The following is a 25,422-nucleotide window of genomic DNA, read 5'->3' on the forward strand; positions in this document are numbered from 1 at the left end:
AAAGCCGAAAGAACTGCCTTTCCCCGTAAAACGCAACATTGTATATCGATGGAATGCTTATTTTAGATCAAAACAAACCTCATAATGAACCCATTACCCATCTTTCTCCGCGTCAATGCCTCCCGAAGTGATAAACCGAATTCATGAAAGTGTTTTAAATTATTCATCAAAAGCCCGGAGAGTATTCACAGTTGGAGAGGGCAAATTCATGATACCATCAAAATGGTTACGCAAAAGGCGGAAAGAAAAAATTTTGTTATTCAGGTTCAACCTTAAAAAGAAAAATTTCAATGTCATTCCAACGCCCTGATTACAACTCACATTTTCTTTCAGGAGGTGGTGAAATGGGTGAACTGATCCGAAAAAAAGATTGGGCTCAAACAGATTTAGGACCTCCGGAATCCTGGCCCCAAAGTCTTCGAGCTACACTCCAGATTATTCTTCATTCGCAATTTCCGATGTTCTTATGGTGGGGACCGGAGTTACTCTGCTTTTACAACGACGCTTATAGAAAAAGCCTGGGACAATCCGGGAAGCACCCTTCCATACTGGGAATGCGGGCAGAAGACGCCTGGAAAGAAATCTGGGATACTATTAAGCCACTCATAGACGTAGTACTCAACGAGGGTGAGTCCATATTCAGAGATGATCAGCTTATACCCATATTTCGTAATGGGAAAATTGAGGAGGTTTACTGGACTTTCAGTTACAGCCCCATTCATGACGAATGGGGAAAAATACACGGCGTTTTGGTGACCTGCGCCGAGACAACTGAAAAAGTAGCAACCAGGAAGAAGCTCGAAGAAAATCAGCAAAAACTGAACGTAACCATGGATGCCAGTGAACTGGCTGTATGGGAGCTGGATTTAAATACCCAAAGAGCCACCTATTCCGAAAGATATCCCGTATTGCTTGGATATCCTAAAGGAACGGTGCTCACGCATCCGCAAATCCTCCGGCATCTCCACCCTGACGATCTGCCTATCAGGAACAAAGCATTTGAATTGGCACTGTCTACCGGTGTCCTCGCCTATGAAGCCAGGATAATCTGGAACGATGGATCAACCCACTGGATAGAAGGAAAGGGTAAAGTTTTTTTTGACGAAAACGGGATGCCGGTTAACATGATCGGCACCGTGCGTGACATCACTACCGCGAAAAATTACCAGCGACAGCTGGAAGAAAGAGAACAGACCTTCAGGCTACTGGCTGATTCGATGCCCCAACATATATGGACCTCTGACGAACGCGGGAACGTAAAATATTTCAATGACTCGCTCTGCGAATATACCGGCCTGACAGAGGATGAGCTATTTCCAGACCCATGGGAGAAGTTCGTTCACTCCGACGACCTGAAAGAAAACATAAGAGCTTGGTACAATTCGGTTCGTGAAGGAACAGATTTTCATTTTGAACACAGATTCCGCAATCGGTCGGGTACTTATCGCTGGTACCTTAGCCGGGCCGTTCCTCAGAAAGACGGCAACGGCAATATTCGCCTCTGGGTAGGTACCAGTACGGACATTCAGGAACAAAAAAACTTTGCAAACTACCTCGAAACCCAGGTGAATGCGCGAACCACCGAACTTATTGCACTCAATGAAACCCTAAAAAAAAGCGAAGAACGATACCACTTAATGGTAGAAGAAGTCCAGGATTACGCCATACTATATCTCAGCCGTGAAGGAATTATAGAAAATTGGAACAATGGAGCAGAAAAGATCAAAGGATATCATGCTTCTGAAATCATAGGACAGAACTTCTCTGTCTTTTACACCCCAGAGGACAAAGCGGTAAATCTACCTTGGAAGTTATTGGATACGGCTACGCGGACGGGACGAGCGGTGCAGGAAGGCTGGCGGGTGAGGAAAGATGGCACACACTTCTGGGCCAGTGTGGTTATTACAGCCGTCCACAACGCAAACCATGATGTGATCGGCTTTTCGAAATTTACCCATGATCTGACAGAAAAAAAAGAAGCAAATGACCTGTTACTCAAAAATGCAGCCGAGCTTCAGCGGAAAAACGAAGAGCTCAGCAAAATGAACAAGGAACTTGAATCCTTCGCCTATATTTCGAGCCATGACCTGCAGGAGCCTTTGCGTAAAATACAAACCTTCGCTTCGCGCATTCTCGACAAGGAATATAATAACCTGTCGGATTACGGAAAAGATTATTTCCAACGGATGCAGAACGCAGCCGCAAGAATGCAAATTCTGATCGATGACTTATTGGCCTATTCCCGGACCAATACAGCTGAAAGAAAATACGAAGAAGCAGATTTGAGAGATGTATTAAAAGATGTGTTATCTGACTTACAGGAGGAAATCAATCAGAAGGGAGCCCTGATTGAAGCGGGTGAGCTGAGCACGGTTGCTATTATTCCATTTCAGTTTCGGCAGCTTCTCTACAATTTGATCAGCAACTCTTTAAAGTTTATCCGCCCCGACCATACACCGCATATTCGGATTAGCAGCAAAATTGACCTGGGAGCAAACCTTCTCCCGGGGCGACTGACAGCCGATGGTATCTACTGCCACATTACAGTCACTGATAACGGAATCGGGTTTGAGTCACAGTATGCTGAGAAGATCTTCGGGCTGTTTCAACGGCTCCACAGCCGGACGAATTTTGAAGGAACCGGCATTGGGCTGGCTATCGTAAAAAAGATTGTAGATAATCATGATGGCGTGATTACGGCCACCGGAAATATTGGTAACGGAGCCGCCTTCGACATATATATACCCGCTAAAACCAGCTCAACAATATCCAAAACAACTGTGTATTAATTATGGATTCCAAAAAGATAGTGTTCATCACCGGCGCAGGAAGTGGAATCGGGCTGGCTATTGGTGAGGGATTTTCCAGAGAAGGCGCCCGTGTATTCATCAGCGATTCAAACGAAGAAAAGGTTATGGCAGTTGCCGATTTATACAGAAAATCGGGAATGGATATTACCGGAGTACGATGCGATGTCACCAGCGAAAAAGAAGTTACAGGCACCATTGACGCCCTGATCGAAAAATGGGGACGGATAGACGTGCTGATCAATAACGCCGGCTTACAATACATCTCGCCTTTGGAAGATTTCCCAACCGAGCAATTTGAATTACTTATAAAAGTGATGCTCACCGCTCCCTTTATCGCCACCAAAAGGGTATTTCCCGCAATGAAAAAACAGAAATACGGGAGAATTATCAACATGGCTTCAATCAATGGACTGGTGGGCTTTGCTGGCAAGGCGGCCTACAATAGCGCCAAACACGGGGTGATCGGACTCACCAAAGCTGCTGCACTGGAAGGCGCTGAATTTGGAATAACCGTCAATGCGGTTTGCCCTGGTTATGTGGATACTCCCTTGGTCAGGAATCAGCTTTCAGCGCTTGCAGAAACCAGGAATATACCCGTGAACAGTGTGCTGGAACAGGTTATTTTTCCATTGGTCCCGCAAAAAAGACTTTTAACCGTACAAGAAATCACGGATTACGTACTTTTTCTGGCTAGTGACAAAGCCGGTGGCATTACAGGCCAGGCCGTTGTGATAGACGGAGGTTACACAGCCCAATAGATTTATGAAAACAGTAATATTGTCGTTCCTGCTATCTTGCCTTTTGACACCGGTTTTTTCGCAAAAAAATGACGTAACAGCACCTTTGTCAGTCATCCTGGACACCGATATGGATTCGGACGTAGACGATGTTGGCGCATTGGCGATGTTGCACGCATACGAAAAAAGGGGGATGCTGAAAATTTTGGGCGTCATTGTTACCAGTGACGAAAAATACAGCGCACCATGTACCGAGGCAATCAATACCTATTTTGGGCGACCTGATCTTCCTATTGGAGTAAGTCAACGCGATTCACCGAAAGTATTTTCGAAATATACCCGACAAATTGCAGAACAGTTTCCACACCACCTTGCTTCCAACGCAGAAGCCAAAACCAGTACTGCCGTGTATCGCCAACTGCTGGCCAATGCTTCGGATAAAAGTGTGGTGATCATTACGATAGGACACCTGACAAGCCTGAGCCGCTTGATCAACTCCTTACCAGATTCAATAAGCCCGCTATATGGACTGGAACTGATCGCAAAAAAGGTTAAATCCTGGTCCTGTATGGGTGGACAGTTTCCCAGTGGGAAGGAAGCCAACTTTTACAGACCTGACCCGCTTTCGACAGTCGACTGTCTGGCGAAATGGACCTTACCGGTTACCTTCTCAGGTTGGGAGGCGGGCAATGTGATCATCACAGGCGGGGAATCATTTAAGACCCGGAACAAACCGTCAAGTCCCGTGTATCAGGCATACCTGCATTACAATGGCTTCAAAGGAAGGGCCAGCTGGGATCAGGTTGCTATTCTGGAAGCAGTAGAAGCGCCTGGAAAGTACCTTGCGGTAGAACGCAATGGTTATTGCAAAGTAACGATGGATGGACGTAACGAATGGCAACCTTTTGCCTCCCGTTTTAAGCACGGATATGTCAGGTTCGCTGTGCCGTTGCCTATCGTTCAAAATCGTATTGATGAACTGATGGCCGGTTTTTAACCCGTGTTTTACTCTAATAACTACAGCCACCAGCGCCCAGGGAAAGACGATAAATCCAACAGTTAATCCCAAACTTCCTCTGGCACCACTTTTGTAACTCCTCTCCATAAACAAAAAAACCTCGTTACTATGGAGAATTTGGATCAGGTGATCATTCATGCAGCCCGTGTGGGAAACATTGAGGTATTGAAAGAGCTTATTTTACGAAAAACCGATGTAAATGCAAGAGACCAGAAAGGCTACACCCCATTGATCATCGCATGTTACAATAATCAGTTTGAGGCTGCCAAGCTTTTACTTGAGGCCAATGCGGATGTAAATGCCCAGGATTATGGCGGAAACACGGCTTTGATGGGCGCTTCTTTCAAAGGCTATCCGGATATTGCGGAGCTACTGATTCATCATGGAGCTGATCTGGATTTACAGCATGGAAACGGCGGCACAGCACTCATGTTTGCGGCTATGTTTGGAAGAAATAACATGGTGAAAAAGTTGCTGGATGCGGGTGCCGACAGGTCAATCCTGGACACCCGGGGCTATTCGGCAGCCGATCTGGCCGCACAGCAAGGCAACGAAGAAGCCATCGCATTGATCGACGGCTTACCGGAGAATGCCAGCTAGATTTACTGGCTTAAAAGCCAGCGAAAAAAGCTGCCGTGTGTCATCTGCACGCGCAAAATGCCCTGAGGTTATTCTGATGAGATTTGTCTTCTCATTGTTCGTTTCTGAGCTATTCCGTAGTTCAAAGGTTTTGATATGCGCCAATAAACAGCAAACCCTTATCTCCTAACTCATAGACTTAATCTTCTCCCGGTGCATGGCTCCCCAATCCGCCAGTGCCTGCAATACGTGATCTAAAGTTTGACTGTATTCAGTAAGCTCGTATTCCACGATGACCGGGGTATTGGGATAGACATTCCTTTTTACAAATCCATTGATTTCCAAATCTTTCAACTCGTTGGATAACACGCGCGCCGATATCCCACCTATAACACGCTGAAGTTCGTTAAATCGACGGTTCCCTTCAGACAAGGCGATGATAATCCGGAGCTTCCACTTCCCTCCTATCACGTAAATGGCATCTCCGACGGCATTAAGCCGTGCTTTGCACTGTTGTGCGTTATGAGGTTTTGACAACATTTCCTCTATGACTTCCATACAAATAACTTACTAAAAGGTTACTACTAACCTATCTATTACTACTAACTTTTTATTAGCAAATGTACATAGTTTTGCAGCATTCAAACATATATCACAAGCAAAAAATGAAAGCAAAGAAAATGATTACCATTGCCGTTACCGTAATTGCTGCCTTGATGGTGGTGATGAGTGGCATGATGAAACTAACAGGTAGTAAGGAGCTGGTCGATGGTTTGACCAAAGTGGGTGTTGGCGAATACCTGACTATTCTCGGACTTATGGAGATCGGCTTTACAGCACTGTTTCTTTATCCCAAAACGATGAAAATTGGCTTTATTCTGCTTTGCTGCTACTTTGCAGGCGCACTGGCGACCGAGCTTTCACATGGCACGCCTTTCAACGCAGTACTTCCGATGGCACTCATCTGGATAGCAGCCTTTTTGAGAGACCGTTCTATTTTCTTAGGAAGCAAAACCACGTTTGTTTAGTCACAAAAGCTTATGCGAGCCTTTAAAAAATCAATGAACAACAACGGTATGTTTTCCGGAAGTGACTTTTTTCAAAACAAAAAAATCACCTGACCTCTCTGCTACCAGCGCCTTGCCATTAACAAGCAACTTTGCCGAACCTGTGGCCCCGGGAATATATACATCCGCAGTCGTATTGCCCGGGACAATAACCTCCATACTGTAAAAACCGGGCTTTCGATCAAAACTGACCGAAACCGGACCTTTTACAGTTGGGGTTGTGATGCGGGCATTTGCAAGGTTTCCCCACTGCGGCTTGATCTGAAAATGATCAAAACCGGGCGTTAGTGGCTGTATACCTCCTAATTGCCTCACAATAAGATTAGCGGGTGCAGCTCCCCAGGCATGGTTCAGATCCAGATTCTGTTTGTAAACCTTATCCCAGGCTTCCATCGTTATGGTGGACCCGCTTCTGATCATATTATACCAACTGCGCTGCGTATGCGCCGTTAACAGATCCAGCGCACATTGCCCCTCTCCTGATTCATACAAAGCATCCAGCAGAAATTGGGCTCCGTATACACTGCAGGCCATTTTTCGGCTTTTAATAAAATCCACCACTTTTTTACGATCCGTTTCGGCAACCAACCCAAAAGTGACGGCAAACATGTTGGCATGGAGAGAAGTATGTAGTGTGCTGTCGCCATCTTTGATAAGACCGCTCGTGGGATCCCTGAATATCTGCTGATATGCGTTGTATACTCGTCGAGCCATCCGTGCGTAATTTGATGCATCCTCAGGTTTATTCAGTACCAGCGCTATTTTCTGCATCAGAACCAGATTCCTGTAGTAATAGGCATTCACTACGGCGTTGTAGTTGTTGTAAACGAACCCATCGGTTTCACCTTTGTACTCCTTTTCACTTCCAATGTATTCTCCGGTCTGTGGCCAGTCCACGTTGTCGTGGAGCCCTCGTTTTCCATCGAAATTTTTATTCATATGAACAGACGCCAAAAAATCATCCGTTTGTTTCCCGGTCCGGGTACTGATCAGGCCGTTGGTTCCGGCCAGTGCGGTCAGCATCTTCTTTTGCAATTCGGGGTAATAAGCACGGAGTAGCCCCACATTGCCCGTATACATGTAATCATTCCAGGCGATGAGCACATTTTGCAAGCTCCACTCCGTGGGCCATGTTGGGTGAAAAAGCAGGTAATTCATGGTACGTCTTGCCATACTGTATTCACCATCCACGGCATAGTGCGACAGCTGATTGATCAGTGCATCAGCCTCATAAGGGATTCTTTCCCGGTCACCATCGACATAATACCCCGTAAAACTGGTGGCTTTGATTGAGTATTTACAAAGATCCCACACCTGATTTAAAGTCGTATCGCTGGACGTAAAGGACGACGCAAGTGCATCGAACGGGTAAAACACCACCTTACGAACGACTGTGTTTTTATCAACTGGTCCCTTGTAATGATGTAATGTCACATATCTGAAAGGATATACCTCTCCTATATAGGCCGGCATCAGGATTGGATTACGGCTATTCCTTTTTGCGTTTTCGGGCCAGCTGATCCGGTAATCATGAGTTCCCGGCTTCAGATACAAAGGTATCCTGATATACCTAATATTACGACCCGGATTTTTATGTATGGAGAAAGGTGCATCGGTAAGCTCTCCCGCTTCCACCCAAATGGTGTCGTTCGTTTGACTTGTTAAATGAAGCGTAAGTTGTGCCAGGGCATCCTTCCCAAAGTCAAGAAAATACTTATGCTCTTCGGTTTTGTGAATAACTACGGCGGGCTCTATTTCGGCGGCGAGAGGATAATGGGAGAATGGCTCTCCGGGTCTTTGCGCAGCAGTAGCAATGGGAACGGGTTCAGAAAAAGGGGATCGCCGTCCCTTCTCGTCCCAGATCTGAACTTTCCAATGATATATCCTTCCGGCCAAGAGTGATTTGCCGGTGTAGCGGACTTCTTTCGGACTGGATGGTGTTTTTTTTGAGTCCCATACATCGGCTTTATTTTTACGCAACAGTTCCTCCGATGACGCCACCAAAACTCGGTAAGCAGCCACCCTTTTAACCAGCGTATCAACCTCCCAACTAAACGCCGGATGGGGAGACACAATTTCGGGAAATTGGTATTTACCTCCATGCAATACAGCATTAACCAGACCGACTTCCTCAATGAATCCACTTTGCCTCACCAGTTGGCTATGTAGTAAGAGATCGGTTCTGAGGTGATGCGGAGCGGTAATTTGCTGGCTACGTCCGCAGAATGCTGCAAGCAGTAACCAGAATAACAAGGGCAGTCTTTTGTACATCATTTATCAAAATGCTCAATGAGAACCCGAATTCTCATTTTTTCACCGGCACAATTTCCAGTAAAGCCCGGGAAGTATCCCACCCTACCGGAACCTCAAAGGTTATTCCAACCACCGAGGGTAAAATATCCGAAACGGCCTGTTGCTCACGAAACACTTTCGCATCAACGGTCTCTGTTTTTACTCTTTTCAAAGGTGTACTCACTTTCAGGGCCATTCCGGGCAGCATCCACATTTGACCTGCCAGCAATGTGGCAGTGATATCCTTGGTATAGACAAAAAGATGAACCTGCTTCGCCTCTTTGTTGGCCAGATAGACCTTCATATCAGACCTGGAAACGATCACATTGGTATTACCGTCACCCGGCACCAGTAACCAGCCCACATCATTCGCGCCATTTTTCCAATGCATAGCACCTGTTTTGACCTGATTCCAGGGTTTCCGATTGCCCCACACCCCGCCCATCATCCAGTCTTTGTAGATCATTGTGGTTACTTGTTTCAAAGTGTCACCCGGATAGGTATTGGGTACAGCCCGCTCGAGATAACGCGGCGAAGTGAACCTGGTTAATTGAGCAAGACCTGCTTTCGGAATTTCCAGGCCCAGATGATAAATCGCTGCTATGTTGCTGATCTCTCCAAATTTCGGTCCCTGTCCAAAAGGAATGGGTGCAAGTGCCTTGTCGTTCACAGCCACGGCGATCCATAAACCTGTAATGGCGTAATACTTTTGCATATCCATACCGTAACCTCTGAAATAAGGTGCGGGCATGTTTTTGAGATCAGGATTGTAAAAAGTCACGATCTCCTTCCAGAATTCCCGTTCAAAGGCACTACCCATGTCCCTCAATTCCGACGAGCTTCCCAACTCCCGCCAGAGTGCGATGGCGATGAGTGTGACACCGTAGTAGGTCGGGGAATTGTATTCACTAAAAGTATTGTGACGGTTGTAAAGTGTAGCAATTTCATTGGCTTTTCTCAATCCAGCTGCAACCAGCTCAGGCCTTTTAAATTCATTCCCGACAAAATCCATCAGAAATGCGCTCATGATGGAAATATTGGTATAATCGGCCCCTACATTTCTTTTCATGGCACCTAACGCCGCATGGGTTAGTCCCTTTTCCATATCAGCCAGCAAATCCGCCGGAAGCCTGTTTTTGTAAAAACGATAAATAATGATCAGATCACAGCCAACAAATTCCCGCCAGTTCTGATCGAAGCGGTCTCCGACCACATGGGTTCTCCATACACCATAATTGCGGCTGCTGACATCCTGATGCTGAAATTGGAGAATCCACCTGATGATTTTCAATGCATTTTCTGTATCTCCCGCGGCATTCCTGAACATGAGTGCTTGTGCCATACGGGTCATATTCCGGATACTGATGCTGTCCGTAAGCATTTCGGAGATTTTCTTTCCCGCAGGCAGCTCGTCTTCAATAAAATCATTCAGCAACTTTTTCTGGTATGCCGACAGCGACTCGTAGGTATACCTTTTTGAAACTTGATCTTCTTTCGGAACCGCCTCGGCACTGCACCATAAAACAGGCATTAAAAAACCAACAAGAAGAAGTAATCCAATCCTCATTTTGATAGCATTTACTATTAAAACATAATAACCCAACCGACTATTAATTCGGGCTCAAACGGAACATCGTAACGCCATGATGACGAATACTTGTTTCGATACTGGTTTCATGCGCGCTCAGATCCTTTTGCCTCCATACATCACGAACGCTAAACTTTCCTTTCAAACCAATTTTTGCAAATTCAAAATTAAATTGCCTGGCTGGCTCGTTACCCCATCGGAAGTAAGATCCTGGTGTAGTGCCGTAGCCGGCGGTGTTGAACAATCCCACAGCATAGGATCCGTCTTCCAGGCTTTTAAGCCAAATCTGAACTCCGTTTTCCTCTTTAACGAGCCTCGCCGCTTTACCCAGTGGATCCTGATTGATTTCAATCACCTCATCGTTGGTGAGCAGGTTCAGTGTAAAAGGGTCTAGCTGCTCGATCGGACACCCTACCAAAAGTGGCGCAGATAGCAAACTAAAAAGGCTGACATGGCTATATTGCTCATCGGGCGTGAGGCGGGTCGGATGGAGAACCGGGCCTGTGGCCACATTCCCGACGATCATCATATCCGGATCGAGCCAATGGCCGGGACCAGAATAAGGAGCCCATTTATCCAGCGTGAAGGCCAGCTGATAAAGGCTCGACCAGCTATCGCGGATATCGGGCCCGGTGCGGAACATTTGAGAAAGGCGCATCCAATCCTCAACATGAGCGAACGGTGCCGAATTGGATAAGCTCAAAACCACATCCCGGCCTGATTCCTTCAGAGCGGTGGACATGCGTTCAGTGGAATTCACATCGATACGCCAGTCGTATTTCAGGAAATCGATTCCCCAAGCGGCCATTTGTCGGGCATCGTTCGTTTCAAACCGGTATTTGGCTATACGGTTAAAAGCCCTCCTGTTGACCATAATGGATTCATGCGTTTCACCGCCTTTTTCAAAATCGGATGAACCGCCAACGTAGCCCCCATAACTTGATATGTAGGGTGTAGAATATAGCCCGGCTTTTAATCCCAACCAATGAATGTAGTCGACCATTCCTTTAAAATCGGGAAATTTTTCATTTGGTTGTAAGGCATTCATAGGACCACTCCGAACCCCTTGCCAGGCGTCGTCGATGTTTACGTAGGTCCAGCCATGATTCCTAAGCCCCATCCGCACCATGGCGTCGGCCGATGCTATGACTTTTTCCCTGTCAATATGTGTCTCCCATGAATTCCAGCCATTCCAGCCAATCGGCGGGGTTAATGCGATTGTGTCTCCAATCACGATCTTTAAACGCTTTTTTGCCTCACCAAGGGCATTCATTGCCCTGAGTGTCGTTACAAAGCTCCCTCTCTGATTGACCTTCCCTGTAATAATTCCCGTTTTTTTATCCAAAAAAAGACCCTTTGGCAGATTCTCCGCCGAAAAAGACATGGGCCGTGTGCCAGTGGCAGCAATGGTGTAAAGGAATGGATTGCCGGGGGTAGCTCCAAAAATTCCGGCAGAATTTATCTTGGGCAACGGGGATGACGCGGGTGTGAGGATGTACCGCTCGCCATCATTTGGAATATGTCCTGGCAGGCTATCTGACCGCATGGTGAGTTGCGCGTTTGCCCAGTTGGCATAAGTTCTTTTGTTATTGGATCCACCAATAGGATCGGTGATCAAAAGTCCGAGCCTGTCGATTCCCTCAAGATCAACATCCACCTTCTGCCCGGCGTCCCCAATGCGCATTTCCTTGCTTTCAAAAAGCATTTTGCCATCGCCAAGAACGTAAAATTTAACGGGTATCTCCCGATTCCCCTGATCATCAGCACCAACCACCGCCGAAAACCGGGATGCATTTTTGGTCAGATAAAAAGAAAGAACACTGACCGACTGTGCTCCAATCCCACGTTTGTAATGAACCCCGGCGATGCGCATAGAATCATCCACGTAGTTGGCTTTTGCCTTCACCGGTCTTATGCCTTCTGAAAAAGTCTGAATGATAAGATCATCCAGCCAAACCTGATGTGTTTTTTGTGAAAAAACCTTCGTTGAAATTAAAAAAAAGAGGAGGACCAGGTATTTGGGCATTTTGTTTAAGAATAGAGGAAGGTAGTTTCCTAAAAAATTCACCACGGCATTCAGGGAGCAGGATTTTAACCAGGAAAAGGTCTTGGTTAAAATCCTGAAAAACTCCGGATCACCCGTGGTAAAAATAAATTAACGGATCAATGGATTTTAATAGCCCTCATTTTGCTTCATTGCCGGAAAAGACAGGTCAATTTCACTTTGAGGAATGGGTCTAAGGTTATGTTTCTCGGTTATCTGATTTCCTTTCGATGACCATGGATTGTATTTCTTAATACGCTCTACAAGTTTACCCGTTCTTTTCAGATCATACCAGCGCGTGTATTCACCCATCAGTTCGCGGGCACGTTCGTCGAGAATAAGGTCAATTGTAATGTTAGCAGGTGTTGCCCGATACGACACGGCAGCCAGGGAAGTCACATCACCAGGGTTTGCCGCACATTTTGGATCCACTGCTTTTTTAGCACCCAGAGCGCGGTCAAGCACTTTGTTGTAATAGACATCCGCTGTGCCCAACTTGCCATTTTTGGCTCCCTTAACAATGGCTTCGGCCGCAATGAGATAGGCTTCTGCCGACCGGAAAACAGCGGTATTGAAGGTTCCAAAAGCATCTCCGTAAGCAAGTCCGGGCTGCCAGAACTTCCACATCATCGGATGGTCGCCTGCACCAAATCCCGATCCCGTAAAGTAGGCGCCTCCGTACTCGGAAACATTCATAACGGCGTAATTTTTCTTGCCACCCACGTCCACTCCTTTTTCATTCAACGATGTGGCGGGCGTATTCCATGGCGGGAAATAAACGACTGTATCGCCTACTGCCAGATTGATTTTCAGATTGGCGTTTGCCGGAATAGGTTTGAAGTCTTTCACAGCTGCCAGCGCATATCCGGCATCCACAAAATTATGATCGTAACGACTGTCATTTTGAGGATCAAACAAGCGATACATGGCTGGGGTAGTAACATGGAACGGTTGTTGGCGGTTGTAATCGGTTGTCCTTCCTTTTGATCCGGCATACCCTCCCCCGTTTCCACCAAAAACAGAATGCAGATTATTACCGCCCGCCGCATCCACCGCAAAAGCTGGATCCGTTTTGTTGGTCAGCACATCGGCGTTGTACTGCACGGCAAATATAATTTCGGCATTTTTATCATTCTGTGCGCCCGTATACTGCTTCAATGGGTTTTCATTACGTATGGGAAATAAGGCATTATAGGAAGCAGCCAAGGGGTATGCCTCAATGATTTTGTCAGCATAAATAAGCGCCTGATCAAAATCGGCAGAAGTCCCACCCAGAGCCCCTTTGAAGTTCCAGCCTCTGGTGAGATAAACACGGGAAAGTAAAAACTGGGCTGCACCTTTGGTGATACGACCGTAATTGGTTGCCGTTACCGGCAATTTTGCTTCACAATCCAGTAGGTCACTGATTATTTGCTTGTAAACATCAGCGGATGCCACACGAATAGCCTCTTTGCTGCCATTGGTTGCTTCTTTCAAAGGCATGGGTACGTCGCCCCACTGCTGCACAAGATAGAAATAGCACAGTGACCTCAGAAATTTGGCCTCTGATACCCGGGCGTCTTTCAACGCAGGGGCCATCGTGGTGATGTCAGCGGAGCGATCGATGGCTGTATTGGTTCGTCCGATCTCGGCATACAACAATTGCCAGAGACTCTGTAGCTCACCCACAGAGCTGGCATTGAAGCCGGCATCATAGATATCAAATGAAGGTGCTACCGTAATAAGCGGAGACGACCAGCCTGATGCGGAAGAAAAAATATCTGTGCCATTCAACACCAGATTCCGGTTCTGATGAATGTTACGAAGCAATGAATAACATGAACGCACCAGGTCTTCAAAACCAGCTTCCGTTTTGTAATACACATCTGTAGTTAACGTGGTCACCGGCTTTTCGATGAGGAAATCTTCACTACATCCGGAGGCTATCATGCCAATAAAGGAGGCAGCAAGCGCAATGGGGCGGATTTGTCTAAATATGTTCATTATACTTTACATTAAATAAGGTTAAAAACTGATGTTTACGCCTACTGTGTACGCCATAGACGGCACATCATCCTGGTAAATTGCGGAGTTGAATTCCGGATCAAACCCGGTAAACTTGCTGAATACGAACGGGTTGGTCACCTGGGCATAGAACCGTGCGTTCACCATCTTGAACTTGGTGATCAGATTGGACGGTAGCGAATACCCAAGAGTTATATCCGAGATGCGGAGAAAGCTAGCATCCTGGTAATTGATCGCGCTCCGGTAAGGATTGGCCGCGGCCACACCAAAATAGGTATTGGACGGGTTGTCGCTTCTCCAGTAATCCAATGAAGCCAGCTTGTTGTAACGCGTACCTCCTATTTCTCCAAAGGTTCCTGAAAGTGTACTGTTGTTGTACTGCACACCATTTCTGTAATACACAAAGAAAGAAAAATCGAAACTCTTGTAATTGAAACGGTTGGTAACACCGAGTATCCAGTTGGGAAGGGTCGAACCCAGAACCACACGGTCATCGATGGCATCCGTAGATGATATTATACCGTCGTTGTTCTGATCCACAACACGCACAGATCCCGGCACCTGCTTATATTTCGCTGCCAGATCCTTATCGGCAGTCTGCCAGATTCCGTCAAACTCGAAGTCAAAATTGGATCGGATAGGCTTCCCTACGAATAGCTTATTGCCTTTGTCGACCTGTTGCCCATCACCATATAATTGGAGTAATTTATTTCTGTTTCTGGTGAAGGTAAACGTGCTATTCCAGCCAAATGGCCCCTTCGCAACATTCACGGTGTTCAGCGTCAGCTCAATGCCCTTGTTTTCAATTTGTCCAACGTTGGCGACCTGCTGCGCAAATCCATTGATGGTCGGGATCTTCTGATTCAGGATCAGATCCACTGTTTTTCTGTTATATAATTCCAGCGATGCAGCGATGCGGTTTTTGAAAAAACCGAAATCCAGACCCACATTATACTCTCCGCTTCGCTCCCACTTAAGGCTTTTGTTGGCCAGGTTGGAAGGTGCAAAGCCGAATGCGGCTGTTCCGTCAAAATCATATCCGGTATTCAGCAGACCCGCCTGCGTGCTGTATGGGCTCACCGTAGAGTTCCCTACCTGGCCGTAACTCATGCGCAGTTTCAGGTTGGAAAATACATTCAAATCACTGATGAAAGCTTCGTCTCCCAATCTCCATGCCAAAGCAACCGACGGAAAAAAGGCCCATTTGTTACCCTCTGCAAGTTGCGAAGCGCCATCTGAGCGACCCGTTAAAGTGAGTAAATATTTGTCGGCGTACGAATAATTCACCCTTCCCATAAATGAAAGCAACGAACGCTCCACCAGTGAACTATTGTAACCGGTTACCGTACCTGTGTTCAAGGCATACCAGTCCGAGTTGTAAGGAAGGTTGTTCACCGCCGTCATGTATGCTTCATTACGCTGGTAATACGTACTTTGCAGCGCAGTAATACCAAATTTATGTTTCCCAAAGTCACCGTTGTAGCTGATGATGTTATCCAGCGTATAATTTCCAACGGCGCGGTTATCGACCTGAGCTCTGGGCTTGTTGCCTATCTGTGACTTAGACCAGGTGCCCCGGTAATCTCCTATCCTATCCATTCCGTAAGAGGCAGAAAGGGATGATCGAATGCTCAATCCTTTTAATGGAATATATTCCACGTAGGCATTGCCCATTACGTTGATTGTGGTCGTAAGCAATTTAGAGTTGGCGGGATCCACATCGGCCAGCGGATTGGGCACCTGCTTGTCATTGATCCCCATCCAGATCGCCGTACCATCGACATTGATATCCTGGTTTTCAGACGGATTGGCAAGGTCGGCAAAATACGGCACCCCGGTTGGACGCGCACGATATGCGCCACGCAAGGATTCCTGAGAGCCCACATTCTGGTTGCTGTACGTCAGATAGGATGTGAAGCCCACTTTAAAGTGCTCACCTAGTTTACTATCAAGCCCGGCATTGAGATTATACCTTTTGTATCCCGTGTACAGCACGTTACCATCTTCGTTCAGAAAGCCTCCGGAGAAACGATACGTTGTTTTGTCATTGCCACCGGAAACACTCACATTATGGCTAGTCTGCAGGGCGGGATCCGTGATCAGATCCACCCAGTCGGTTGACTGGCCGGAATTAATCATGTTCATTTCAGCAGTAGTAAATGTAGCACCAACGGCGCCTTCCAGAACTCTGTCCGTATAAGTGGTTTTGTAAAACTCCTGTGCGTTCATCAATTTGGGAAGGTGTGCAGGCACCTTGTAACCCACGTAAGCGTCGTAGCTAACCCTTGGTTTCCCCGAAAGGCCCTTTTTGGTAGTCACAATGATCACCCCGTTTGCACCCCTTGCTCCGTAAATCGCCGTGGAGGAGGCATCCTTCAAAACGTCCATGGACTGGATATCATTGGGATTGAGGTTGTTGAGATTACCTCCCATCAGCCCGTCAATAACGATAAGCGGTTCAGTAGAATTATTGATCGTGTTTTCTCCACGAATGGTAATGTTGTAGGGAGCACCGGGCTTGTTACTAGATTTAGTAACCGTTGCACCTGCCACCTGTCCCTGAATCGCTTTGGAGGCCATCACCGGATTGGCTCTGGTGATGTCCCGCGTCTGAATGGAGGCTACCGCACCCGTCAGATCCGTTTTTTTAATTTCACCATAGCCAACTACTACAATTTCCTCCAGCTGCTTCAGGTCTGGTTTCAGCACAATATTGATGATGCTTTGGTTGCCCGCCACTATTTCCTGCGACTCGAACCCGACAAAACTTACAATTAAAATGGCACTGTTGTCGGGAGTGGTAAGTGAAAAGTTTCCGTCAATATCCGTAGTGGTCCCATTGGTAGTTCCTTTCACCACGATGCTGACACCGATCAACGCTTCCCCTTTCACATCCGCCACCTTTCCTTTGATCGTTTGAATCAGTTCCTTCTGGATTTCAGGCCTGATCTCTGCCGATTTCAGAACGGGTTTCGCTGGTGCTGCTGAAATCAAAATGCGGTTATCTACCAGTTTGTAGGTGAGCCCGTTGGGATTCAAAATATTCCGGAGCAGTTTATCCACCGTCATCCGGGTTTCTGCCAGGTGCAGGTTCTGTATGTAATTCACATCCTGTTTTCTGTACATAAACCGAAAGGCCGTTTGTTTCTCAATCTTGCGAAATGCACTCACCAGCGATTCTCCTCTCAGCTCGATTTTCACTTCGGCGGTTTCAAGGTTTTGTCCGTTTAGGCCGGTGGCTCCAAGCCAGCTGCCGGTTGCTACAATGATAAGCGAAACAATCAGGGAGCGATTCATAAATTGAAATAATTTGCTTCTTGAAATAGCCCCACCTATTGAGGCGGGTATATTTTGGGGCTGTAAAGTTGCTTTCATCTGTCTGATTTAATTGAGATATTCATTTTCATTTCAGGGTTTATCTGTGTATTCTGCTTCATAACGTTGTAAAGAGTTAAGTGAAAAAGGAGGGTTTATAAGTAATGTCTGCCAACAATTATTTTGGCGATAAAACAATGTGTTTTTTGTCACTGCTAACCTTGTAAGTGGCATTTGAAAATGTTGTTATACTGGTCAGGATACTTTCCAGATTTTCATCCTTGCCAAATGTGGTCGTGAATCGCTGATTTTTAAGCTGCTCATCATTGATCTCTATTTCAACCTGAAACCTTTCGGAGAGAATGGCCGATGCGGTAGAAACCGTTATGTCGTCAAAGTACAGATCGTCCTCTTTCCATTCCACAACCTTTGCTGCATCCACTACCTCTCTTACCGCTTCGTCCTTGGGAATATCATATACCATCTGCTGCTGAGGCAGCAAAACACTGAATATTCGCTTCTGATTGGCAACCTGAACCTTACCACGGGTAACGGTAACCGTTATACTTTTTTCACCCGGCAAGGCCTTGATATTGAATGCCGTTCCCAACACGGTGGTTACCAGGTTTCCAGTGTGTACTACAAAAGGTTTATCCGGATTGGACTGGATATCAAAGTAGGCCTGCCCCGTGAGGTACACCACACGTTTACTTTCCTTTTCGAATGAAGTCGGATAGTCTATTTTACTATCTGCACTGAGAATAACCGTACTGCCATCGGGCAATTGTACCAGGTTATTTTTTCTGGTTACTGCCCTAGTTGTATCCGTGCTACTAACCGATTGCTGCTGAACAGCTGTTTTAAACAGAAAAAAAGCGGATAAAACGAGTGCCGCTACAGACGCCGCCACAGACCAGCGAATCAGTATTTTTCTACTCATTCTCTTTTTTGCAATCTGATCCTGAAAACGAAGCTGTATGTCAAGTCCCTCCCTGACCTCCGCCTCTATTTCATTTCTTTCGTTCTCGGTGAAGGTATCAAGAATATCGGGTTGAAACTCAAAGGCCTCATAATAGCTATGCACCAGCGCGATCTCCTCATCAGAGGCCGTGCCTGAACGATACCTGCGCAAGATTTCTAAAAACGCCTCCTTACTTAGATCTTCCATAAAATGCTCAGCTCAAAACTTATTGGCTCCTAAACGATTGCAACAATGCCAGTCAATTAAATCAACTTTATAAACTACATGTTCTGAAAATCAGAAAAGCGCCCACGCGAATTGAATATTTATTTTTCTCTACTATTTCAGGAAATAGTAATAGATTCTTTTTCAGGTGTTTAGATAAAAATAAATTTTCTCAAAAAAATGCAAACTTGGAGAATTGGGTCAGGGGATTGGCAGGGGGTGGTTTGGGAGGCAGGAGGAAGGGAGGAAAGGGACGAAGGGATGGGATTGGCAGGGGTTGGTTTGGGAGGAAGGTCAGGGGTGGGCAGGAAATTGTCAGGGGTTGGTTTGGGAGGCAGGATGAAGGAGGAAAGGGACGGTTGTTAACAATTCAACCGCGCGGCGGCCGCAATTCAACCTCTGGCCGGGCCTCAATTAGTTGAACAGCCACCACACCAGGGTGAAGAACAGATTGGTCTTGAGTTTGATCAAAGCTTTACCCAACTGGTTACGGACGGTTTTGGGTGATATTTTCAACTCCTGTGCGATGGCATCACTGGACAGTTCGTCCTGGTAACGCATCTGGAAAATGGTCCGTTGCTGCTGTGGCATTTTCTCCAGCACCGCTCTGTACGAACGTTCGAGTTCACTGTACAACATATCGGCATCGGCATGATCCCTTAAATTCTCCAGAGTAAAAAGCACATCCGGTACACTGATAAACTTCTTCTCTTTTTCAATCGATTTCAAAACGTTATTTCTGACTGCCGTGTAGAGGTATGCCGGCAAATTGTCTATCGCGCCTGTTGATGCATTGAGATAAACCCATAGCTGCGTAAAGACATCCTGGGCTATGTCCTTGGCATGGTCGTAACTCTGAAGTCTTTTGTAAGCTGCGTTGTAAACTTGCTTCCAATACCTTCTGTACAATTCATCAAAGGCGCGCCTGTCCCCTTCACGAATCCGACTGAGCAGCAAAATTTCGTCTACTAACTCCATGTTTCAGAAAAGGGCATAATAATATTCAATTTTATTCAACAAAGTATTGAAATAATCATAAATAACCTAATAGATTTTTGAAAAACACGAAAACTTACCCTAAATCCGGAGTTGGAAATTCGGAACCGTTTGTTTCAATTTCACCCTTTCCCAATATCAGATCATGATACATCCCGCTACCTATATACTTACCATCCTCACATCCAGACCAATATTTCACTCTTTCACCCTTTAAAATCTCCCGGTTATTTTTTCAAGATCAATACCTTCGCCCAGTATGGGACTGAACAGGTCCCCTTTTTCTTTTACCCTTTCCAGCGCATTGAAAATGGTAAAATCCTTCATTTTCAAGCCAGGCTTTACCTCATCCCATTCCAGAGGCATGGATACGGTTGCTCCCGGTTTCGGACGTACGGCGTATGGAGCGGCAATGGTTGCCTGTGATCGGTTTTGCAAAAAGTCGAGATACATCTTGCCTTTTCTGCTGGCAACCGCCCTTTCCAGGCTGGTAAACTCCGGGATCTGTTCGTGCACCAGCGTCACGATCACCCGTGCAAATTCTCTGGACTGCTCATAGGTATACTTGCTGCCCAGTGGGATGTAAATGTGCAGGCCAGTGGATCCGCTGGTTTTGGGAAAAGAAGGAACCTCCATATTGTCCAGCACTTCCTTGGTCACCCGGGCTGCCTCTATGACCTGTTCAAAAGTATTTTTGCCGGGATCCAGGTCAATGATACACCAGGTCGGATGATCGGGTTTCAAAACCGTACTGTTCCATGGGTTCATTTCAATGACCCCCTGATTGGCCATAAACAAGAGTGTTGCTTCATCGTCACCCACCAGAAAATGCTTATCCTGCTCATCCCCATCGGCGTGATAAAGATAGGTTTTCATCCAGTCAGGCACTTTTCCGGTAACATCCTTCTGGTAAAAACTCTTGCCGGTAATGCCATTGGGATGACGGTTCAGCGACTGCGGCCGGTCTTTCAGATAGGGCAGCATATAGGAGGCCATCTGGTAATAGTAATTGACCAGATCACGCTTGGATATCTTTTCCTCCGGCCAGAATATTTTGTCCAGATTGGTAAATTTCAGCTCATGGCCGTTTACCTGTTTTACCTGCGTTTTCTCAGTAGGATTGAGAAGCGTGCCTCCGGCGATTTTCAAGGTAGGCATAATGATCTGCTGTTTTATACTTTCGTCCTGCACATTCACAATTGTTTCTGCATCCGCGGCGCTTTCCAGCACCACCTCTTTGGCATTCTTATCTTCCCGCATCCCTACAAACGACGGGTGCCTGAACACACCGTCATCTGTGATCTCAGCAAAACTGATCTCACAGACCAGCTCCGGCTTAAGCCAGGTGGCAGATGCGAGGGGTGGATTGGGCCGGAACCTGGACGGTTTATTATAATCCGGCAGTTCCTCAAAAGGCGTTTTTTTTATCGTCAACGGCTCAAACCGGGCAAGCATTTCCTTCTGCTGCCTGTCGGTGAATCCGGTTCCTACCTTGCCTACGTACTGCAGCTTGCCCGCGCGGTAAGCGCCAAGCAGAAGGGAACTGAACTGTTTGGCCGTTCCTTCGTTGCGCGTGTAACCGGCTATTACCACCTCTTGTCGCTTTTGTACCTTTATTTTTAGCCAGTCTTTTGAACGCTCACCAGGCCGGTAGAGGCTATCAGACCTTTTGGCAATAATTCCCTCCAGCCCCATCTCTTTTGCCACCCCAAAAAAGTCAGTGCCACTTGCTTCTACGCTGAATCCGCTTCTTATGTTGCTTTCTTTCGGGATTAGTGTCTGCAATATCGCGTTTCGGGCCTGTTGGGTAAGACCTGTAAGATCCTTGCCATCCAGCCAGAGTACATCAAATACATAGAACAAGAGTTCGCCATCCGCCTCACTTCGCCAGTTTTGCAGCAGGTTGAACCGAGAAATCCCCTTGTCATCGACCACCACAATCTCGCCGTCGACGATGGCGTTGATCCCCCAGCGCTTTAAGGCATCATAAACCGGATAAAATTGATCATTGAACGATTTGCTGTTTCTGGATTTGAGCTCTGTAACCCCCTTGTTCAGGAACGCAAGGGCCCGGTATCCGTCCCATTTTATCTCATAGCGCCATCCTGTATCATCAAAAGGCGCATCCACCAGGGTAGCCAGCATGGGTTTCAGCGTCAGATCGAACTTACATTTTGGGGCTTTCTTCAAAAGTGCTGGCACATCGGTCACGGTGTCTGGAGCCGGATCCATCTGCTTGTCGGCGGTTTTCTCCAAGGCTTTCTTCGTCAAAGGTTTCTTGCTTTTTTTGGTTTGGTTGGCGGTCTTACTCTTTTGGCCATAAATGGCGTCACTCGTAGCAGTAAGTTCTTCCAAAGTTTTACCGGACACAGCGGATTTGTCGCTTTGCAAAATGTCCTTTTCAGAAGTATATTGATCTTCGAGCTTCATGAGCAGCCATGCATTCTCCTCTCTGCCATGCGCTTTTACGAGGGCAAAAAGGCCTTTCAGTTTCGTTCCCTTGAGTACAAATTTGACCTTGCCGGCATGAAGCTGGTGACGGAGATTTTTATCATTGGCCGCTTTATCATGCTGCGCACCTTCGGCCGGCTCGTAGGTTCCCTCGTCCCACACCATCACAGTACCACCCCCATATTCCCCCTTGGGAATGATGCCTTCAAATGTGCGGTAGTCATAGGGATGGTCTTCCACCATCACGGCCAATCGCTTCACCGCAGGATCGAGGGAAGGGCCTTTGGGCACGGCCCAGCTTTTGAGCACCCCCTCCATTTCGAGCCGGAAATCGTAATGCAGGCGTGATGCGGCATGCTTCTGGATCACAAAGCGATGCACAGTTCCGTCGGACTCCCCACCCTCAGGCTCCGGTGTTTTATTGAACGATCTCTTCTGTTTGTACTTAACAATGCTCATGGTCAACGTGTTTTAGGCTAAAGATCACAATGAGCAAAGTGTGTGCCAGGACTGTGCGGTGGCGAGGAGTTGGGAAGTTTGAGAGTTAAGGGAGCCGGATTTGTTGAACAGGTACACCCTGCTATCACCCAAGACGTTAGCGATATTAAGGAATTACGTAAAAACCTATCACCCCCACGAATATTTGTTTGAAGGAATAGAGGGGGGACAATATTCAGTACGTAGTATAAAAGCTTTTTTTGCAGAAGCCTGTAAAAAAGCCTGTACTACAAAAAAAGTGAGCGTACACACCTTAAGACACTCGTTTGCCACCCATTTATTGGAAAAAGGAACCGATTTGCGATACATACAAATGCTCTTGGGCCATGAAAGCTCCAAAACAACGGAAATTTACACCCATATGACCACCAAAGGCTTCGACCAAATCGTTAGTCCATTTGACGACTTGCAGATTTGAGGCAGAGTGGTTAGATTTATCGTACACATGCGACGACCTAATATGGGTAGGTTTAAAGCGTGTGAGCTAACAAAAATTAACATTTATTGAAAATTTAAGCAAAACTCAGGAAATTTCGTCTTAGGGGAAGTATTACAGACGTCAACTTTACTTTGAAGGTACACAATCCAACAAGGACAGTAACTTGTATAACCCTGTAAGTATCGTGTGGCACAATATAGCGCATAATGTTCCCTGACACGATTCTGCGCAAAATACTTGAATGAGGGCGGTCTTGTTTACAAGGGACAAAAGCAAAAAACCAAAAATATGAAAATAAATACATGGAAAACGGACCGTGATAGAACCTACATGCCGAAACTTGACCAAAATGAACAAACCAAACGCACTACGCACCTAACAGATATAGACGCAATAGTGCGTCTGTAGAAATGTTGTATGCCATTTTAAGAGACAGACTACAAAATAAGATGAGTGAAATACTTAGACAACAAATAGAAAAAATCACGCCATTGACGGACAAGGAATTTGATTACATTCTCTCCCACTTTACTACAAAAAAATTAAAGAAACATCAATTCCTAATACAAGAAAGTGATTTCGTTCAAAATGACTATTTCGTAATCAAAGGTCTTTTGAAAGCATACTATGTAAATGAGGAGGGCAAAGAGCATATCATGCAGTTTGCAATGGAGGATTGGTGGATAACGGATTATCAAGCCTATTTTAATGAAACAAAGGCATCGTTGAATATCGACTGCATTGAAGCAACTGAAGTACTATGTTTATCTTTGTACAATCGGGAGAAACTTTGTGCAGATATGCACAAGATAGAGCATTTTTTCAGAAAGAAATCAAATTCAGGTTATGTAGCCCTGCAACGGAGAATCCTTTCTTTACTCAATAGCAATGCAAAAGAACGATATGAGCAACTCCTCCAACAATATCCAACGCTTTTTCAAAGAGTTCCCAAAACACTAATAGCTTCTTATTTAGGCGTTTCAAGAGAAACTCTTAGTCGACTTTCCTCTTAGTGTGATGTACGTCACACCAAACTTGTGATTTACCTCCTGTGCCAAGATTGACAATGTTCCGAATTTTGCATCATCAAATTAAATGAATGAAGCAATGAACAAAGTATTTAAAAACATCTTGGCAGGAATAATGGTAATTGCAGGTTGCACCATTTTTCTTGGATTAAATCAAGCAACTGCACAAATTTTAAATTCAAAAAAAATGAGTAAGAAAATTTTATTTGTGGTAACAAGCCACAACAAATTGGGAGAAACAGGCGAAGCAACTGGTTATTATTTGGGTGAAGTAACGCATCCTTGGGCTGTATTGGTTGATGCAGGTTATGAAATTGATTTTGTAAGCCCTAAAGGAGGTAATCCACCCTATTATGGAGCGAACAATGAAGACCCGATTAATCAAAGATTTTTAACCGATAAGGAATATCAAGCTAAAATTCAAAACACAATGAAACCATCAGAAGTTAATCCATCTGACTACACAGCTATTTTATATGCTGGTGGACATGGTACAATGTGGGACTTTGCAGATAATACTGAGCTGGCATTAATCGCACAAAAGATTTATGAAAATAATGGTATTGTAAGTGCTGTTTGTCACGGACCAGCTGGCTTGGTAAATATCAAATTAAGTAATGGAAAGTACTTAGTTGACGGCAAAAAAATCAATGCCTTTACAAATGAAGAGGAAATTGCGGTAAAACTTGAAAACGTTGTCCCATTTAGTTTGGAAACAAAACTAATTGAACGTGGTGCAAAATTTGAAAAATCTGGATTATGGCAGCCACATGTAACAGTTGACCAAAGAGTTGTAACAGGGCAAAATCCACAATCAGCTCATGGTGTTGGTGAAGCTGTTCTAAAAGAACTTCAAAAACTATAAGTATTTTCAAAATACATTTGAGGCAACTGACTAAGTTGCCTCATTTTTTATTAAAGTAAGTTATGCTAAAAAGAATTCATCACATTGCTATTATTTGTTCTGACTATCAAAAGTCGAAACATTTTTATACTGAAATTTTAGGGCTGGAAATCATAAGGGAAGTTTATAGAAAAGAAAGACTGTCTTACAAGCTTGATTTAGCATTAAATGATGTTTATGTTATTGAATTATTTTCGTTTTCCAATCCACCAGCAAGAGTTTCAAGACCTGAAGCTTGTGGAATGAGACATTTAGCTTTTGAAGTATCAAGTTTAGAAACAGCAATAAAAAGACTTGAAACTTACAATATAAAGACTGAACCGATACGAATAGACGAGTTTACCCAAAAACGCTTCACTTTTTTTGAAGACCCAGATAAATTGCCAATCGAATTGTATGAAATATAAAAAACGGCATACAACTGGATATTCCGGAGCAAAGAGAGCCACTTATTCCGGACAACTTG

Annotated in this window: 19 protein-coding genes; 10 read left to right on the plus strand and 9 right to left on the minus strand. The window is 45.5% G+C overall.

Going from position 1 to position 25,422, the window contains the following annotated elements; translation table 11 throughout:
- The first annotated feature begins 290 nt into the window (after positions 1 to 290).
- The 4 genes from DYADSP32_RS06485 to DYADSP32_RS06500 all read left to right on the plus strand — a co-directional run bounded on the left by DYADSP32_RS06485 (position 291) and on the right by DYADSP32_RS06500 (position 5,165).
- Positions 291 to 2,789 (plus strand): PAS domain-containing sensor histidine kinase, encoded by a 2,499-nt coding sequence (locus DYADSP32_RS06485; protein WP_149243481.1) that lies wholly within the window; start codon positions 291 to 293, stop codon positions 2,787 to 2,789.
- A gap of 2 nt (positions 2,790 to 2,791) precedes the next feature.
- On the plus strand, positions 2,792 to 3,568 hold the full coding sequence (locus DYADSP32_RS06490; protein WP_149243480.1) for a 3-hydroxybutyrate dehydrogenase: 777 nt from the start codon (positions 2,792 to 2,794) through the stop codon (positions 3,566 to 3,568).
- Positions 3,569 to 3,572: 4 nt separating this feature from the next.
- A complete protein-coding gene (locus DYADSP32_RS06495; protein ID WP_149243479.1) occupies positions 3,573 to 4,544 on the plus strand; it encodes a nucleoside hydrolase in 972 nt (323 codons plus the stop codon).
- A 129-nt stretch (positions 4,545 to 4,673) separates the two neighbouring features.
- The gene (locus DYADSP32_RS06500) at positions 4,674 to 5,165 is read left to right on the plus strand and encodes an ankyrin repeat domain-containing protein (RefSeq protein ID WP_149243478.1); all 492 of its coding nucleotides are present in this window, start codon (positions 4,674 to 4,676) and stop codon (positions 5,163 to 5,165) included.
- A gap of 165 nt (positions 5,166 to 5,330) precedes the next feature.
- On the opposite strand, the gene DYADSP32_RS06505 is transcribed toward DYADSP32_RS06500, so the two are convergent.
- Complete coding sequence (locus DYADSP32_RS06505) at positions 5,331 to 5,702, minus strand: winged helix-turn-helix transcriptional regulator (RefSeq protein WP_414617571.1); 372 nt, start codon at positions 5,700 to 5,702, stop codon at positions 5,331 to 5,333.
- A gap of 107 nt (positions 5,703 to 5,809) precedes the next feature.
- Here DYADSP32_RS06505 and DYADSP32_RS06510 point away from each other — a divergent pair, with 107 nt between their 5' ends.
- The gene (locus DYADSP32_RS06510) at positions 5,810 to 6,172 is read left to right on the plus strand and encodes a DoxX family protein (RefSeq protein ID WP_149243477.1); all 363 of its coding nucleotides are present in this window, start codon (positions 5,810 to 5,812) and stop codon (positions 6,170 to 6,172) included.
- 30 nt (positions 6,173 to 6,202) lie between these two features.
- On the opposite strand, the gene DYADSP32_RS06515 is transcribed toward DYADSP32_RS06510, so the two are convergent.
- From DYADSP32_RS06515 to DYADSP32_RS06540, 6 genes are all read right to left on the minus strand, one after another.
- Complete coding sequence (locus tag DYADSP32_RS06515) at positions 6,203 to 8,485, minus strand: alpha-L-rhamnosidase C-terminal domain-containing protein (protein WP_414617572.1); 2,283 nt, start codon at positions 8,483 to 8,485, stop codon at positions 6,203 to 6,205.
- Positions 8,486 to 8,516: 31 nt separating this feature from the next.
- The gene (locus DYADSP32_RS06520) at positions 8,517 to 10,070 is read right to left on the minus strand and encodes a hypothetical protein (RefSeq protein ID WP_149243476.1); all 1,554 of its coding nucleotides are present in this window, start codon (positions 10,068 to 10,070) and stop codon (positions 8,517 to 8,519) included.
- A 43-nt stretch (positions 10,071 to 10,113) separates the two neighbouring features.
- Entirely contained in the window at positions 10,114 to 12,117 is a 2,004-nt protein-coding gene (locus DYADSP32_RS06525) for an NPCBM/NEW2 domain-containing protein (RefSeq protein ID WP_149243475.1), read from the minus strand.
- Positions 12,118 to 12,264: 147 nt separating this feature from the next.
- Positions 12,265 to 14,118 carry a RagB/SusD family nutrient uptake outer membrane protein gene (locus DYADSP32_RS06530; protein ID WP_149243474.1) on the minus strand — a complete coding sequence of 618 codons (1,854 nt, stop codon included), beginning with the start codon at positions 14,116 to 14,118 and terminating at the stop codon, positions 12,265 to 12,267.
- 21 nt (positions 14,119 to 14,139) lie between these two features.
- The gene (locus tag DYADSP32_RS06535; RefSeq protein WP_149243473.1) at positions 14,140 to 17,436 is read right to left on the minus strand and encodes a SusC/RagA family TonB-linked outer membrane protein; all 3,297 of its coding nucleotides are present in this window, start codon (positions 17,434 to 17,436) and stop codon (positions 14,140 to 14,142) included.
- Between the two features lie 196 nt (positions 17,437 to 17,632).
- Positions 17,633 to 18,622 (minus strand): FecR domain-containing protein, encoded by a 990-nt coding sequence (locus DYADSP32_RS06540; protein ID WP_149243472.1) that lies wholly within the window; start codon positions 18,620 to 18,622, stop codon positions 17,633 to 17,635.
- Between the two features lie 198 nt (positions 18,623 to 18,820).
- On the opposite strand from DYADSP32_RS06540, the gene DYADSP32_RS06545 reads away from it, so the two are divergent.
- Positions 18,821 to 19,006: a hypothetical protein gene (locus tag DYADSP32_RS06545; protein ID WP_149243471.1), complete on the plus strand. Its 186-nt coding sequence runs from the start codon at positions 18,821 to 18,823 to the stop codon at positions 19,004 to 19,006.
- Positions 19,007 to 19,054: 48 nt separating this feature from the next.
- Here DYADSP32_RS06545 and DYADSP32_RS06550 read toward each other — a convergent pair whose 3' ends face one another.
- Both DYADSP32_RS06550 and ligD read right to left on the minus strand, forming a co-directional pair.
- The gene (locus DYADSP32_RS06550; RefSeq protein ID WP_149243470.1) at positions 19,055 to 19,618 is read right to left on the minus strand and encodes a sigma-70 family RNA polymerase sigma factor; all 564 of its coding nucleotides are present in this window, start codon (positions 19,616 to 19,618) and stop codon (positions 19,055 to 19,057) included.
- Positions 19,619 to 19,849: 231 nt separating this feature from the next.
- The gene (gene ligD / locus DYADSP32_RS06555) at positions 19,850 to 22,546 is read right to left on the minus strand and encodes a DNA ligase D (protein ID WP_149243469.1); all 2,697 of its coding nucleotides are present in this window, start codon (positions 22,544 to 22,546) and stop codon (positions 19,850 to 19,852) included.
- 103 nt (positions 22,547 to 22,649) lie between these two features.
- On the opposite strand from ligD, the gene DYADSP32_RS06560 reads away from it, so the two are divergent.
- From DYADSP32_RS06560 to DYADSP32_RS06575, 4 genes are all read left to right on the plus strand, one after another.
- A complete protein-coding gene (locus tag DYADSP32_RS06560; protein ID WP_414618154.1) occupies positions 22,650 to 23,003 on the plus strand; it encodes a tyrosine-type recombinase/integrase in 354 nt (117 codons plus the stop codon).
- 470 nt (positions 23,004 to 23,473) lie between these two features.
- Positions 23,474 to 24,037, plus strand: a complete 564-nt coding sequence (locus DYADSP32_RS06565) for a Crp/Fnr family transcriptional regulator (protein ID WP_149243467.1) — start codon at positions 23,474 to 23,476, stop codon at positions 24,035 to 24,037.
- 94 nt (positions 24,038 to 24,131) lie between these two features.
- A complete protein-coding gene (locus DYADSP32_RS06570) occupies positions 24,132 to 24,917 on the plus strand; it encodes a type 1 glutamine amidotransferase domain-containing protein (RefSeq protein WP_149243466.1) in 786 nt (261 codons plus the stop codon).
- A 62-nt stretch (positions 24,918 to 24,979) separates the two neighbouring features.
- On the plus strand, positions 24,980 to 25,363 hold the full coding sequence (locus DYADSP32_RS06575; protein ID WP_149243465.1) for a VOC family protein: 384 nt from the start codon (positions 24,980 to 24,982) through the stop codon (positions 25,361 to 25,363).
- Positions 25,364 to 25,422 lie beyond the last annotated feature (59 nt).

Source organism: Dyadobacter sp. 32, from assembly GCF_902506755.1.
Lineage (GTDB): Bacteria > Bacteroidota > Bacteroidia > Cytophagales > Spirosomataceae > Dyadobacter.